The sequence below is a fragment of the Pseudomonas sp. TMB3-21 genome, assembly GCF_054898145.1.
Genome location: NZ_CM142718.1, coordinates 4,028,694 through 4,041,937 on the forward strand (window position 1 = coordinate 4,028,694; position 13,244 = coordinate 4,041,937).

The following is a 13,244-nucleotide window of genomic DNA, read 5'->3' on the forward strand; positions in this document are numbered from 1 at the left end:
GCTCCCACAGGCGTCGGGTTCTGCAGCTAGCGGGTCAGCTGCTGGGCCAATATCGGCAACAACTGCTCGCAGGACGCTTCAATTTTCATATCGAGCAAGTCATCCGCCCGGGTCTTGCCCAGATTGATCGCAATCAACGGCTTCCCCTGATCCGCCATCACCCGGCACAAGCGAAACGCCGAATACGCCATCAGCGAAGAGCCTACCACCAGCAAACCTGCGGCTTCATCAACCGCCGCCATTGCTTTGGCCGCCGTGACCTGGGTGACGTTTTCGCCGAAAAAAACCACGTCCGGCTTCATTCGCTCGCCCTTGCAATGCGGACAATGCGGCACCTGAAACCTTGCCTCGAACGCCGCATCCAGCAGGGTATCGCCATCCGGCGCCTGTACCGCATCAACCCCGGCCAGGTACGGATTCTGCGCCTCCATCACGTGTTGAATCGAATCGCGACCGGCACGCTGGCCACAGTCCAGACACAGCACCCGATGCAGGCTGCCGTGCAGTTCAATCACGTCATGACTGCCGGCCTGATCGTGCAGAGTATCGACGTTCTGAGTGATCAGGCCGCCGATCAACTGCGAGCGTTGCAGACTGGCCAGCGACTCGTGCGCTACGTTGGGCCGGGCCTGGCGCACGCGCGGCCAACCGAGCATCGCCCGCGCCCAGTAGCGCCGACGTGATTCCGGGGCCGCGAGAAATTCCTGATACATCATCGGCTGCCGACCCCGCCGCACGCCCTGGTTGTCACGGTAATCGGGAATTCCCGAAGGGGTGCTGATGCCCGCGCCGGTCAGGACCACAAAGGGTTGATCGGCCATGAGTCGCTGAAGTTGCTCAAGTTGTTCGCGGATAGGGCTGTCGAGCATGTTCCGCACTCCGGGTTCAGGTGACACCAATCTACCTGACAACCCGCAAAACCTGTAGGAGCCGGCTTGCTGGCGATAGCGATTGCGATTGCGATTGCGATTGCGATTGCGATGGTGAATGTGATGCCGCCATCGCTGGCAAGCCAGCTCCTACAGATCGCAGTTGGTTGCAGAATTTCTGTACGACGTAATCCGTAGGAGCCAGCTTGCTGGCGATGGTGTCCGTACTGTCACATCCGGAACAAAACTGTGACTACGCTCCTCGAACCCGCGCGCTAGCCTTGTGTTTCGGTTGGAACACAGGAGGGCAATGGAATGCCTGATCTTCCCCACGCTAAGCGCTTGCGCGCCGGGCGCTATTCGCAAACCGGGCAAATTTATCTGCTGACCGCGGTGACCCGCAATCGAGAACCGCTATTCACCAATTGGCTGACTGGGCGGCTCTTGGTACGGCAATTCCAGCAGGCTCAGGCCGATGACTTAGTGGATTCCTTGGCCTGGGTAATCATGCCTGATCATTTTCATTGGTTGGTCGAGCTGAAAAACAGCACCCTGCCGGCAGTGATGCTGGCTACCAAATCCCGCAGTGCACGATCAATCAATGCTCACTTGGGACGTACAGGAAGTGTTTGGCAAAAAGGCTTCCACGACCGTGCCATTCGCTATGAAGAAGATTTACTGGCAACAGCGCGTTACGTCATCGCGAACCCTATACGTGCCGGTCTTGTAAGCCGAGTACATGACTACCCGCTGTGGGACGCCAAATGGCTGTAGGGGTGGTTGCCGATTTTCGGTAAGGCCCAAATCCGTAGGAGCCGGCTTGCTGGCGATCGCGTTAGCGATTGCGATGGTGAATGTGAGGCCGCCATCGCTGGCAATCCAGCTCCTACAGATGGCAGGTGGTTGCCGATTTTCGATAAGGCCCAAATCCGTAGGAGCCGGCTTGCTGGCGATCGCGTTAGCGATTGCGATGGTGAATGTGATGCCGCCATCGCTGGCAATCCAGCTCCTACAGATGGCAGGTGGTTGCCGATTTTCGATAAGGCCCAAATCCGTAGGAGCCGGCTTGCTGGCGATCGCGTTAGCGATTGCGATGGTGAATGTGAGGCCGCCATCGCTGGCAAGCCAGCTCCTACAGATCGCAGGTGGTCGCCGATTTTCGGTAAGGCCCCAATCCGTAGGAGCCGGCTTGCTGGCGATCGCGGGGCTCTACTTTCGCGCCTCCAGAATCAGATTGAATGGCGTTTCGGTCGCCCGGCGGAATATTTTGAAGCCCGCTTCGGTGAACACCTTGCGCAATCGCGCTTCACCGGCCTGGGCTCCGAGTCCCAATCCTACTTCCTGAGACAACGAGTTCGGCGTGCAGATAAACGTCGAGGCGGCGTAGAACAGCCGGCCCACCGGGGTGACGTTGTCGTCCAGTGAATCGTTGGCGAACGGCTCCACCAGCAGCACCGTGCCATCTGGCTTCAGCGTCTGATAGGCATGTTTCGCCGCGCCCACCGGGTCACCCATGTCATGCAGACAGTCGAAGTAGCAGACCAGGTCGTAGTCGTTGCCGGGATAGTCCTTTGCCGTGCCTTGAAAGAACTGCGCCCGCTCCCCCACGCCACCGGCTTCGGCGCGCTGGCTGGCAACCGTGATCGAAGGCGCGTGGTAGTCGAAGCCGAGGAAGCGCGAATTGGCGAAGGCCTGGGCCATGATCACGGTCGATGCGCCATGCCCGCAGCCGATGTCCGCGACCTTCGCGCCGGCTTCCAGTTTGGCGACCACGCCTTCCAGCGCCGGCAACCATTCGGCGACCAGGAACGCTTTGTAGCCGGGACGGAAGAAGCGTTCCGTGCCATTGAACATGCACGGGTGATGATCGCCCCAGGGCAAGGCGCCGTTGCCGCGCATGGCTTTGATCAGCTTGTCCTTGTCATGAAAAAATGAAGCAACCACGCTTACGCCACCGGCGATGTAGACCGGCGAGTCTTCGATCGCCAAGGCTAGCGCCTGTTCTTCCGGAAGACGAAACTGGCCGTCGCGGTGTTCCATGTAGCCGGAAGCGGCGTGGGCGCTGAGCCATTCGCGCACCAGGCGGGCGTTGCAGCCGGTTTTATCGGCGAGTGCTTGCGGGGTCATTGGCTGGCTGTCGGCCATGGCCCGGTACAAGCCAAGCTCATCGCCGAGAATGACGTTGGCGAGCATCGCGGCGCCGCCCATGTCGTTCACCAGTTTGCCCATGAAATCATTAAGTCTGGCCTCGTCCATCACCTGTGCTCCTGTTGCAGGATCACGGTCCAGAGGCGTTTTGGTCGAGGCTTGCACCTCTGGGCTGTGGTCGTGGGAATGAGCAGGAAACGCTCGGCGCATCCTGCGTGGATTAATTTTAGTTCGCGGGCCGTGCTGTGTCGGTCGAGGCGACGAAAGTGCAGCGAGTATCACACTGTGTACAGACCCCTCGGCGATACACTTCCAGCGTATTTGCGCAGGGCCGGAACACAACGCCGATACACCGCTTTGCTCAACTGGACTTCCGTTCAGACAATTTGAGATCGACACCATGCAGACCCCCGTCATGCCAACGAAATCAACCGTCGGGCTCGGCCTGCGCCGCGGTTTGATCAAAGACCTGCAAGCCGCACGGGCAGGCGATTTTGACTTTCTCGAAGTCGCGCCGGAGAACTGGATCGGCATCGGCGGTGCCCATGGTCACGCATTACGGACCTTGGCCGAACGCTATCCTTTGTCCTGTCACGGATTGTCTTTGTCGCTTGGCGGGTCGGCGCCGCTCGACGTCAAATTCCTCGGTGAAGTGCGTGGCTTTCTCGATCGCTACAACGTGCCGCTGTACAGCGAACACTTGAGTTACTGCAGCGATGGCGGTCACCTCTACGACCTGTTGCCATTGCCGTTTACCGAAGAAGCAGTCCATCACGTCGCCGCGCGAATCCGCCAGTCCCAGGACATTCTCGGGCGGCGCCTGGCGGTGGAAAACGTGTCGTATTACGCCGCGCCGCAGCAAGACATGGACGAACTCACATTCACCAACGCGGTACTGCGCGAAGCCGACTGCGACCTGTTGCTGGACGTCAATAATGTGTACGTCAATTCGATCAATCACAGCTTGGATCCTCAGGCCTTTCTTGCGGGCATCGACCCGGGCCGGGTGGTGGCGATGCATGTCGCCGGCCATTTTGATGAGTCCGACACGTTGAAAATCGACACCCACGGCGCATCGGTTAAACCGGTGGTCTGGGCGTTACTGGCCGAGGCGTATGGCCGTTTCGGAGCGCAACCCACCCTGCTGGAGCGGGATTTCAATTTCCCGGCGTTTTCCGAATTGGTTCTTGAGCTGCGCACCATCCGCCGCTTGCAAGATCAGGAGGTGAACCGTGGCTAAGCGCACGCTGCAGGAACAACAGACCACGCTGGGTCTCTATCTGCGCGATCCCGAGCACAACGCGCCACCGGCCGAAATGCCATTGGCACGGGTCGAGGTCTATCGCGATCTGGTATTGCGGAATCTTTCGACGCTGCTCAGCGGCACCTTTCCCGTCCTGATCAAAATTATTGGCGATGACCAATGGCGTTCACTGATGCGAATCTTCCTGCGGGATCATCGCGCCCAAACGCCAAAATTCGGTGAGATTGCGCACGAGTTTGTCGAGTTTCTCGCTGCTGAACCGGATGCGTTGAAGGAAGGTACCTGGCCGCGGTTCATGGTCGAACTGGCACATTACGAATGGGTCGAGATGGTCCTGCAACAGTCCGACGCTGAGCCCTTGCCGTCTGGGTCTGCAGAGCGTCTGCTGCAGCAATCCTTGCTGATTTCACCGCTGGCATGGCCGTTGGCCTACGCCTGGCCGGTGCACTTGGTTGGTCCAGACTTCCAGCCGCCAACAGCGCCTGCTCAGCCGACCTTGTTATTGGTTCGACGAGCGGCGGACTGGCGTGTGAAGTTTTCCGAATTGAACCCGCTGGCATGGCGTTTATTGCAGCGGATAGCAGAATTGCCTGAGCTGAACGGCGGCGAACAACTGGAGGGCTTGGCGCGGGAGGCGGGTGCCACCGGTTCGCCGGATTTCATCGAAAACGGCGCGCAGTTGTTGCGGCAGATGCACACGGAAGGGGTACTCAGCGTCGCTTGACCGCTATCCCTATGACCGGTGGCTTGCAAGCGACAAAGGCCATTTATTCAGCCACAAAGGATGACTGAATGTCCGTTATCGCCAGCAAGCCGGCTCCGGCGCTTACACGGCCGAAAAGAAATACCGCGTCAGGTGAAAGAAAATCGGCGCCGCAAAGCAGATCGAATCCATTCGATCGAGCATGCCACCGTGACCCTTGATCATGGTGCCCCAGTCCTTCGCGCTCAGGCTGCGCTTGATTGCCGACATCACCAGGCCACCGAGGAAGCCCATCACCACAATCACAAACGACATCAACAGCGATTGCCAGAAACTGAAAGGTGTCATCCAGAACATGCAGCCGCCGATCAACGTTGCCGACAAACCGCCACCTACCAGCCCTTCGACAGTTTTTGACGGACTCACCAGCGGCGCAACCTTGTGTTTGCCGAAAAGCTTGCCGAAAACGTACTGCAACACGTCACTCAATTGCACGACGAAGACCAGGTAAAACAGCAGCAATGCGTTCTGGCCAGTGAAGCCTTGCAGGTCCAGCAACAACAAGGCTGGCGCGTGGCTGATGCAATAGATGCAAATCATCACCCCCCACTGGATTTTCGCCGTGCGTTCCAGAAACCCTTCGGTGTCCTGGCTGAGCACCGCAATCGCCGGCAGCAGCAGGAATGCATAGACCGGAATCAGCAGGGTGAACATCGAATACCAGTGCGTGCCGATCAAGACATATTGCAGCGGGATCAGGATGAAAAACGCGGAAAACAGGGCGTTATGGTCACCGCGTGTGGTCGGCGTGAGGGTGATGAATTCCCTAAGCGCGAACAACGAGATGAAAGCAAACAGCACCACCGTCGCATTGCCGCCCAACTGATACGACACGAAGAAAATGATCACCATCCCCCACCAGGCGTTCACGCGCTGGTTGAGGTTTTCGATGGTGGCGGTCGATGCCTCGGATTTCGCACGTCCCGCCAATACCCGGCCGGTGATCGAGGCAACCGCCAACAGGCAGGCAATGGCAAAAAAGAACCACATGAACTTTGCTTCAAGACTCATTTCGACAGCCTCACAATGGCGTCACGCGCCCGCTCCAGAAACTGCTGTTTGTCTTCCCCGGCAATCCTTTCTATCGGGTTGCCGATACGGATGGTGCAGATGATCGGCAGAGGCACGTGCTTGCCCTTGGGCATGGAGCGATGCAGGTTTTCCAGATAGATCGGCACCAGGTCGACATCGGGGAACGTTTCGCTCAAGCGGTAGATCCCTGACTTGAACTCCCCCGGCAATGCCTGGCTGGAACGCGTGCCTTCCGGAAAAATGATGATCGAGTGACCGGCGCGGACCACATCGAAAATAGGCTCCAGCACGTTGGTGCCGGGGGCTGGATTGCGCTCGATCAGAACGGCGTTCAAGCCTTTCTGCGAGATGTAAGACAGGAAGCGATTCTTTCCCCAATAATCGGCGGCTGCCACCGGCTTCACATCTTTCCTGGCCTCGGGGGGCAGGGCGGCGATGATCGCGAGCGTGTCCATGTGGCTGGTGTGGTTGGCGAAATAAATGCGCTGGCGCGACAGGTCCGGCGGGCTTTCCCAACGTGCCGTGACGCCAATGACGAAACGCAGCACAGAGATCAACGCATTACTGATCCACATGGACGGCTCCTTTAAGCTGCCGGGAAATCGCGAGTGTGCGCGTCACGCACGTTGCGGCTGAGCCGATGGCGATCACCGCCAGCGCGACAAGTAGCGCGTAATGGCTCCCGTAGATCGACACTTCGATCGCATTAAGCACCAGCGCCACTGTCATGAGGGCCATCCGGTGTTGCTTGGCCATCGGTCCGATGAAGCTCTGGCTCAGCCCGATCGAACCGCCAAACACCCGAACATACGCTGTCAATGCTGCCCCCAGCGCCGCAAACCAGCCGAGGTCGGGCTGGCCGATGGCGTAGCCAAGCCCGACAATCAACACGCTGTCGGCGATGCGGTCCGGGAATTCGTTGTAGAGGCTGCCGATGGCGGATTTCTTGCCGCCTTCAATGGCGACCATCCCGTCGAAGAGGTTGCACAGCAGGCGAAGTTGTATGCCCAGAGCACACAGGATTGATCCGGCGATCCCGGTGTCGATGTTCAGCGCCACGGCGCCCGCCGCGGCGAATACGATGCTGAACACGGAAATCTGATTGGGGGAGATGTCCTTTTTCACCAGATACCCGGTAAAGCCTTTCGCCCAACCCGCAGAACGCGTTTTGATGGGTCTTCTGTTGTCATCCATTCAGCCAATGTCCCTATAAATGAAAATTGCAGCCGGCCGTGACGCGCCCGCAGCGTCCGACAATATAAAGGCTTTCCCCCGTCCTTGCGGCTGTTTAGTGCGGCGCGTTCTGCGCTGGCAATGTCAACTCTGCGCACAATCCACCGCCTTCGCGATTGCTCAATGCCAGCGATCCACCGATCGCCAGCGCCAGTTGCTGCGCAATGGCCAACCCAAGGCCAGTGCCGCCGGTGCTGCGGTTGCGCGAGTTTTCGACGCGGTAAAACGGCTCCATGACGTGCGCCAGTTGCGCTTCGGCGATCCCCGGGCCACGGTCCAGGACTTTCACCGACAGACTGCCATCGTGTTTCGATGCCACCTGCAACTCGGCTGCACCGGCGAATTTCAGCGCATTGTCGGTCAGGTTCACCAGAACTCGCCGCAGGGCATGCGGACGGGTGTCGATCACCGCGCCGCTCTTGCCATCGAGCTGCACATCCTTGCCCACGTCCTGATAGTCGAACACCAGGCTGTCGAGAAACGAATCCAGATCGGTGCGCCGGCTTTCCTCGGTCGAACCATGGATGCTGCGGGCATACGCCACGCCTTCGCGCACCAGATGTTCCATCTCGCCGAGGTCGTTGCACAGTTTGTCTTTTTCGCTGGAATCATCCATGAACTCGGCACGCAGTTTCATCCGCGTGATCGGCGTTTGCAGGTCGTGGGAAATCGCCGCGAGCAGCTGCATGCGCTCCTTCAGATAAGCGGCAATTCGCGCCTGCATGGCATTGAACGCCCTGGCGGCATGCGCGACTTCGGTGGGGCCTTTTTCGTCCAGCAGTACGGCATGGGCGTTGGGATCCAGGCTTTCAACCGCTTGAGACAGGCGGGTAAGCGGGCGAATGGCGATCCGCACCGCGAGCCAGGTGCAGAGAATCATCAACGCCAATTGGCCCAGCAAAACCATCGGCAACCACGGCGACAACGGCACCATCGCCGGTCGCACGTCGATCGTCAGCGGGCTGCCGTCCGACAGCTTGAGGTGCACTTGAAAGTGCTTCTGCGATCCGGGAATGTCGGTGACAGTCATCGGGTAATCCATGCCGATGGCGTCCTTGATCGAGGTCATCGCGATGGGCGTGTCGCTCATGTGTGTGCCGGGCGATCCTTCATTCAGGAGATAGCGGTAATTGCGCCGATCCAGCTGCTGCAGCCAGCCTGCGCGTTCTTCGGCGGGCAAGCGGTCGAGGATGGCCACGGACGTCGACACGTCGGTTTCCAGGTTGCCCAGCATGGTGGTCTTCGCGCTTTCGTAACGCTCGTAGTATTGCGCGCCGAAAGACAGCGCCTGAGCCAGAAGCAGGCCGATCAGGAAAATCAGCGATAGCCGGGAGGCGAGGGTGCGAGGCCAGCGCATGGAGATTTTCATGCTCGCGCTCCAAGTACTTCCACCGGCAGGGAGAACACGTAGCCTTCGCTGCGCACGGTCTTGATGTAGGCCGGTTCGCGGGCATCGTCGAGCAGGCGTTGGCGCAGGCGGCTGACCAGCAGATCGATGGAGCGGTCGAACAGGTCGGCGTCGCGGCCTTGGGTCAGGTTGAGCAACTGGTCGCGATTGAGCACGCGCTGCGGATGATCGAGAAACACCCGCAGCAGTCGATATTCCGCACCGCTGAGGGCGACCATGGTGCCGTCGTCATCGAGCAGATGGCGGGCGGAGGTGTCCAGACGCCACCGTCCGAACGCCAGCAGCCGGCCGCTTTCGGTCACCACCAGGTTGGGCGGCAGCATGCGCGTGCGGCGCAGCACGGCTTTAATGCGTGCGAGTAATTCACGGGCGGCGAACGGCTTGACCAGGTAATCGTCGGCGCCCATTTCCAGGCCAATGATGCGATCGGTTTCATCGTTGCGGGCGGTCAGCATCAGCACCGGCGTGGCCTTGTGCTTACCCGCGCGGATTTCACGGCAGAGCATCAGGCCATCGTCGCCGGGCATCATGATGTCCAGCACGATCAGGTCCACCGGCGTGGATTCCAGAAACGAGCGCATCTGGCGTCCATCGGCGACGACGGTGGTACGCAGTCCGTTCTTCTTCAGGTAATTGCCTACCAGCTCGCGGATCTCGCGGTCATCGTCGACGATGAGAATGTGGTCAACGTGTTCCATGGGCCAAGCCTCTGTAAATGGGGATTGCTGCTCAGTCTATAGAGCCTTCATCCGTTCGCCCGCTGCGGTTTGTATTGCAGTGTATCTGCTCTGACGAGGGATACATGCAGAGGCAAAAACGGAAAATTTCAGGGGTTTTGTATGGCTGTGTATCAGAACGGGGTTCTGATACGAACCGATTTATCCGCGCCTGTTTTTGACACAGACGAGATACCTCGCGGGCTTCTAATGAGCTCCATCGAGGCAAACCAAACCGCCTCGGCTCAATTGAACGACCTACCCATTGAAGCCTTGAGGACACCACCATGAACACTAAAGCCATCTACGCCACTTGCCTGTTTGCCGCACTGAATATCTGCACCTTCTCGGCCCGCGCCGAAGCCGACGTGACGCCGACTACCTACACCTACGGGACGCATCTGGACATCAAGCAAGTCGTGTCGCTGACAGAGGATGCCGCACCTTCCTGTGGGGTGGTGAATGCGCAGATGACCTACCTGGATTCCAGCGGCAAAACCCAGGTGCTGGACTATCGCAAATTTGCCGACAGCTGCAACGAAGGTAACTGAGCCGCCAGTTGAAGCCTTGCCAATCCCATTCGAAACAGGAAGAACATCATGAAAAACCTCACACGCTTTTTGACCGCCAGTGTTTTCGCCTTGGCCGGCGCGGCCGCCCATGCCAATGCGGCTGTTGAACAAAGTCACTGTGGCAGCCACACGTGTTTTCAGTTGGCGCCGGTAGCGAAGGGCGGCAACGGGCTGATCGCCGAAGACGGCGCGAGCCGTACAACCCAGGGCCAACGGGTCGCCGAGAACGGCGCCGACCGTACGCCGCAAGGGCAGTGGCTGGAGAGCCAGACGGTTTGAAGGCCGGGCTTGAATGAGGGAGCGAGCAGGTCGAACCGCCGCTCCCACACAATCGCGTAAACCACCACTTCATTCGCATCCGGTGAATCCCATGTTACTGATCGCATTCCTGGGCGGCTTGTTGACCGTCCTCAGCCCGTGCATCCTGCCGGTCGTGCCGTTCCTGTTCGCCGGCGTCGACCGCACGCGTTCATCCATCCTGCTGACCCTCGGCGGCATGGCCCTGACGTTCGCGTTGATCTCCAGCCTGGCCGTGGTCAGCAGCGAATGGGTGGTGCAGGCCAGCAACACCGGTCGTCACGTGGCGTTGATCGTGATGGTGTTGTTTGCCCTGTCGCTGATTTCCGCGCGGGTCGGTGAGTGGCTGGCGCGTCCGTTCGTGCTGCTGGGCAATCGCATCGACCCCGACAGTCGAAAAATGTCCGGTCCGCTCAGCTCGATTCTGGTCGGCGTCGCCACCGGTTTGCTGTGGGCGCCGTGCGCCGGGCCGATCCTCGGCGTGATCCTCACCAGCGCCATGCTGCAAGGTGCCAACCCGCAAACCAGCCTGTTGCTGGTGGCTTACGGACTCGGCAGCGCATTGGCCCTCGGCACGCTGATCTTCGCCGGTCGCGGCCTGGTCAATCGCCTGAAAGCCTCGATTCCCGTGACCGGCTGGTTGCGCCGAGGTACCGGCGTGGCCGTGTTGGCTGCGGCTGCGGTAATCAGCACTGGCGCGGACAAAAATCTGCTCGCAAGCACTTCATCCGAGGGCATCAGCAGCCTCGAAACTCAGGTGCTCGAAACCGTGCCAAAGGTGGTCGATTACCTGGTCAGCAAGGTCAAGGCTGACACGTCGATGGATAACGCCCACGGCGCGATGCCATCGCTGGACAGTGCCGTGCAATGGCTCAACTCGCCGGCACTCACCCCTGAATCGCTCAAGGGCAAAGTAGTGCTAGTGGATTTCTGGACCTATGACTGCATCAATTGCCAGCGCGCCTTGCCGTACGTGAAGGACTGGGCGAAAAAATACCAGAAGGACGGCCTGGTGGTCATCGGTGTTCACACCCCTGAATACGGGTATGAACGGATCATCGACAACGTCAGGGATCAGGTGAAAAAACTCGGCATCACCTACCCGGTGGCCATCGACAACAACTACGCGATCTGGCGCAATTTCGACAATCAGTATTGGCCGGCGCACTACTTGATCGACGCCAAAGGACAGGTTCGGTTTACTCACTTCGGCGAAGGGCGCTATGAGGCGCAGGAGAAGATGATTCAGCAGTTGCTGGAGGAGGCCAAGGCGCCTGCTGCATAAATGCTGAAAGACAATGGCTCAAAGGTGACGGACCATGAGCCATTGTGCTTTCCCCCAGGCTTCAAAAACCTCAAGCACCGTCCACCCGCGTTGGGCGTAATAGTCGCGTTTGTCCTGCGTGTGCAGATAAATGCGCTCTACCTCCCTAATGCTCGCCTGCGCGCAAATGCCCTTGATCAAACGCTCGGCCAGCCCTTGGCCACGCGCGTCCGGCGCTACGAACACGCAAGCCAGCCATGGTCCGAGATCAGGTCGCCGCGCCAGATCCGACTTGGCCAATGCCGCACCTCCCAACAGTCGATCCCCGTCCAGCGCGATCAGGCATGTCCATTGCTCGTTGGCCTGGCCACCAGCAAACTCCCGTTGCCAGTCGATAAGTGATTGCTCGGCATATTCGTAATGAAACTGCTGGTGAATCCATGCGGCGAAGGTGTCGCTGTGTTGCATCTGATCAGCCAGCCACATCAAGCGAATTGTCATTTGTGAATCCTTTCTCGAAGTTTTCCTGCACCTCGATGCGCCGGTTGTTAAGTCGCTGAAACAGATCAGCGCCGCCTATCGGCGAATGCACGGTTTCGTCATGCGGCCGGACCACCGGTCGTGCCAATGATGCGCTCCAGAGCGATAGTCAGCGAGCAGGGGTGATGTTGTCGACCCTGTCATCCATAACAGGAATCGGGGTGGGTTTACCTGCGAACAGTGTTTCTCGCGTCACGACAATCATTGATCCCACCACGGCAGAATAAGCCGGGGGCGTGCATTCTTACGGAGCAGATCTTATGAGTACCCCCATTGATCTCACCGCTTTGAAAAACCGGCAGATGGCCGCCTGGGCCAGTGGCGACTACGCCGTGATTGGCACCACTCTGCAGATTGTCGGCGAGCAGTTGGCCGAAGCCTGCGACTTGCTCTGCGACGAAGAGGTGCTGGACGTCGCGGCGGGGAACGGCAACGTGACACTCGCAGCGGCGCGGCGGGGTTGCGTCGTTACTTCTACAGATTATGTCGCCGCGCTGCTCGAGCGAGGCCAGGATAGAGCGCGGGCGGAAAACCTTGATGTCACCTTTCAAGTGGCCGATGCCGAGGCGTTGCCGTTTGAGGACACCAGTTTTGACGCGGTGCTGTCGACGTTCGGGGTGATGTTTACGCCGGATCAGGAAAAGGCAGCGGCAGAGCTGGGGCGGGTTTGTCGGCCGGGTGGCCGGATCGGCATGGCCAACTGGACGCCGGAAGGTTTCGTCGGGCAGATGTTCAAGACGCTGGGTCAGCACCTGCCACCTCCGGCGGGGGCGCAACCACCGTCGAACTGGGGGCGGGAGGACTGGTTGCGTTCGCAGTTCGACGAAAGCGACTTTCTGGCCCAGGTGACGCGTCGGCATTTCAACTTTCGCTACCGTTCCGCCGCGCATTTCATCGACACCTTCCGCAACTGGTACGGCCCGGTCCACAAAGCTTTCGCCACGCTGCCACCCGAAGGCGCCACGCTACTGGAAGGCGATTTGACCGAATTGTTGAACAGCCTGAACCGGGCAGGGGAGAATTCACTGGTAGTCCCGAGCGAATATCTTGAGGTGGTTATCAACCGACGGCTCTGATGACACCCCGAGACCTGGCAGGAACAAGCTTGCTCGCGATGAGGGCGGGACATTTAGCATCC

15 protein-coding genes are annotated in these 13,244 nt (G+C 59.3%); 7 read left to right on the plus strand and 8 right to left on the minus strand.

Annotated features, from left to right (window positions below; genetic code table 11):
- Positions 1-26 precede the first annotated feature (26 nt).
- Positions 27-869, minus strand: coding sequence for an NAD-dependent protein deacetylase (locus ACYZTS_RS18455; RefSeq protein ID WP_461991065.1), 843 nt, complete (start codon positions 867-869; stop codon positions 27-29).
- 315 nt (positions 870-1,184) lie between these two features.
- Here ACYZTS_RS18455 and ACYZTS_RS18460 point away from each other — a divergent pair, with 315 nt between their 5' ends.
- Positions 1,185-1,643 (plus strand): REP-associated tyrosine transposase, encoded by a 459-nt coding sequence (locus ACYZTS_RS18460; protein ID WP_461991067.1) that lies wholly within the window; start codon positions 1,185-1,187, stop codon positions 1,641-1,643.
- A gap of 435 nt (positions 1,644-2,078) precedes the next feature.
- Here the strand turns inward: ACYZTS_RS18460 and ACYZTS_RS18465 are convergent, their stop codons facing one another.
- Positions 2,079-3,125 (minus strand): class I SAM-dependent methyltransferase, encoded by a 1,047-nt coding sequence (locus tag ACYZTS_RS18465; protein ID WP_461991069.1) that lies wholly within the window; start codon positions 3,123-3,125, stop codon positions 2,079-2,081.
- 307 nt (positions 3,126-3,432) lie between these two features.
- Between ACYZTS_RS18465 and ACYZTS_RS18470 the strand changes: the two genes are divergently transcribed.
- Entirely contained in the window at positions 3,433-4,257 is an 825-nt protein-coding gene (locus tag ACYZTS_RS18470) for an HvfB family MNIO-type RiPP peptide maturase (protein ID WP_461991071.1), read from the plus strand.
- Positions 4,250-5,005 (plus strand): HvfC family RiPP maturation protein, encoded by a 756-nt coding sequence (locus ACYZTS_RS18475; protein WP_461991073.1) that lies wholly within the window; start codon positions 4,250-4,252, stop codon positions 5,003-5,005. The genes ACYZTS_RS18470 and ACYZTS_RS18475 overlap by 8 nt, the downstream gene beginning before the upstream one ends.
- Before the next feature lie 102 nt (positions 5,006-5,107).
- On the opposite strand, the gene ACYZTS_RS18480 is transcribed toward ACYZTS_RS18475, so the two are convergent.
- From ACYZTS_RS18480 to ACYZTS_RS18500, 5 genes are all read right to left on the minus strand, one after another.
- Positions 5,108-6,055 carry a phosphatidate cytidylyltransferase gene (locus tag ACYZTS_RS18480; protein WP_461991075.1) on the minus strand — a complete coding sequence of 316 codons (948 nt, stop codon included), beginning with the start codon at positions 6,053-6,055 and terminating at the stop codon, positions 5,108-5,110.
- A complete protein-coding gene (locus ACYZTS_RS18485; RefSeq protein ID WP_028623469.1) occupies positions 6,052-6,651 on the minus strand; it encodes a lysophospholipid acyltransferase family protein in 600 nt (199 codons plus the stop codon). Before ACYZTS_RS18485 ends, ACYZTS_RS18480 begins: the two co-directional genes overlap by 4 nt.
- Positions 6,638-7,270, minus strand: coding sequence for a CDP-alcohol phosphatidyltransferase family protein (locus tag ACYZTS_RS18490; RefSeq protein WP_461991077.1), 633 nt, complete (start codon positions 7,268-7,270; stop codon positions 6,638-6,640). The genes ACYZTS_RS18485 and ACYZTS_RS18490 overlap by 14 nt, the downstream gene beginning before the upstream one ends.
- A 94-nt stretch (positions 7,271-7,364) precedes the next feature.
- Entirely contained in the window at positions 7,365-8,678 is a 1,314-nt protein-coding gene (locus ACYZTS_RS18495) for an ATP-binding protein (RefSeq protein ID WP_461991079.1), read from the minus strand.
- Positions 8,675-9,415: a response regulator gene (locus tag ACYZTS_RS18500; protein WP_461991081.1), complete on the minus strand. Its 741-nt coding sequence runs from the start codon at positions 9,413-9,415 to the stop codon at positions 8,675-8,677. The genes ACYZTS_RS18495 and ACYZTS_RS18500 overlap by 4 nt, the downstream gene beginning before the upstream one ends.
- 305 nt (positions 9,416-9,720) lie before the next feature.
- On the opposite strand from ACYZTS_RS18500, the gene ACYZTS_RS18505 reads away from it, so the two are divergent.
- From ACYZTS_RS18505 to ACYZTS_RS18515, 3 genes are all read left to right on the plus strand, one after another.
- Complete coding sequence (locus ACYZTS_RS18505; RefSeq protein ID WP_028623473.1) at positions 9,721-9,984, plus strand: DUF2790 domain-containing protein; 264 nt, start codon at positions 9,721-9,723, stop codon at positions 9,982-9,984.
- A 48-nt stretch (positions 9,985-10,032) separates the two neighbouring features.
- On the plus strand, positions 10,033-10,284 hold the full coding sequence (locus tag ACYZTS_RS18510; protein ID WP_461991083.1) for a hypothetical protein: 252 nt from the start codon (positions 10,033-10,035) through the stop codon (positions 10,282-10,284).
- A gap of 91 nt (positions 10,285-10,375) precedes the next feature.
- The gene (locus ACYZTS_RS18515) at positions 10,376-11,587 is read left to right on the plus strand and encodes a cytochrome c biogenesis protein DipZ (protein ID WP_461991085.1); all 1,212 of its coding nucleotides are present in this window, start codon (positions 10,376-10,378) and stop codon (positions 11,585-11,587) included.
- A gap of 18 nt (positions 11,588-11,605) precedes the next feature.
- Here the strand turns inward: ACYZTS_RS18515 and ACYZTS_RS18520 are convergent, their stop codons facing one another.
- Positions 11,606-12,067, minus strand: a complete 462-nt coding sequence (locus ACYZTS_RS18520; protein ID WP_461991087.1) for a GNAT family N-acetyltransferase — start codon at positions 12,065-12,067, stop codon at positions 11,606-11,608.
- A 299-nt stretch (positions 12,068-12,366) separates the two neighbouring features.
- Here ACYZTS_RS18520 and ACYZTS_RS18525 point away from each other — a divergent pair, with 299 nt between their 5' ends.
- Positions 12,367-13,182 (plus strand): class I SAM-dependent methyltransferase, encoded by an 816-nt coding sequence (locus ACYZTS_RS18525; protein ID WP_028623477.1) that lies wholly within the window; start codon positions 12,367-12,369, stop codon positions 13,180-13,182.
- The last annotated feature ends 62 nt before the right edge of the window (positions 13,183-13,244 follow it).

Excerpts from the sequence above, each read along its gene's own strand:
- ACYZTS_RS18520 (WP_461991087.1), bottom strand. The coding sequence starts at position 12,067 with ATGACAATTCGCTTGATGTGGCTGGCTGATCAGATGCAACACAGCGAC.
- ACYZTS_RS18515 (WP_461991085.1), top strand. The coding sequence starts at position 10,376 with ATGTTACTGATCGCATTCCTGGGCGGCTTGTTGACCGTCCTCAGCCCG.
- ACYZTS_RS18490 (WP_461991077.1), bottom strand. The coding sequence starts at position 7,270 with ATGGATGACAACAGAAGACCCATCAAAACGCGTTCTGCGGGTTGGGCG.
- ACYZTS_RS18480 (WP_461991075.1), bottom strand. The coding sequence starts at position 6,055 with ATGAGTCTTGAAGCAAAGTTCATGTGGTTCTTTTTTGCCATTGCCTGC.
- ACYZTS_RS18470 (WP_461991071.1), top strand. The coding sequence starts at position 3,433 with ATGCCAACGAAATCAACCGTCGGGCTCGGCCTGCGCCGCGGTTTGATC.
- ACYZTS_RS18460 (WP_461991067.1), top strand. The coding sequence starts at position 1,185 with ATGCCTGATCTTCCCCACGCTAAGCGCTTGCGCGCCGGGCGCTATTCG.
- ACYZTS_RS18485 (WP_028623469.1), bottom strand. The coding sequence starts at position 6,651 with ATGTGGATCAGTAATGCGTTGATCTCTGTGCTGCGTTTCGTCATTGGC.
- ACYZTS_RS18525 (WP_028623477.1), top strand. The coding sequence starts at position 12,367 with ATGAGTACCCCCATTGATCTCACCGCTTTGAAAAACCGGCAGATGGCC.
- ACYZTS_RS18495 (WP_461991079.1), bottom strand. The coding sequence starts at position 8,678 with ATGAAAATCTCCATGCGCTGGCCTCGCACCCTCGCCTCCCGGCTATCG.
- ACYZTS_RS18510 (WP_461991083.1), top strand. The coding sequence starts at position 10,033 with ATGAAAAACCTCACACGCTTTTTGACCGCCAGTGTTTTCGCCTTGGCC.
- ACYZTS_RS18455 (WP_461991065.1), bottom strand. The coding sequence starts at position 869 with ATGCTCGACAGCCCTATCCGCGAACAACTTGAGCAACTTCAGCGACTC.
- ACYZTS_RS18465 (WP_461991069.1), bottom strand. The coding sequence starts at position 3,125 with ATGGACGAGGCCAGACTTAATGATTTCATGGGCAAACTGGTGAACGAC.
- ACYZTS_RS18505 (WP_028623473.1), top strand. The coding sequence starts at position 9,721 with ATGAACACTAAAGCCATCTACGCCACTTGCCTGTTTGCCGCACTGAAT.
- ACYZTS_RS18500 (WP_461991081.1), bottom strand. The coding sequence starts at position 9,415 with ATGGAACACGTTGACCACATTCTCATCGTCGACGATGACCGCGAGATC.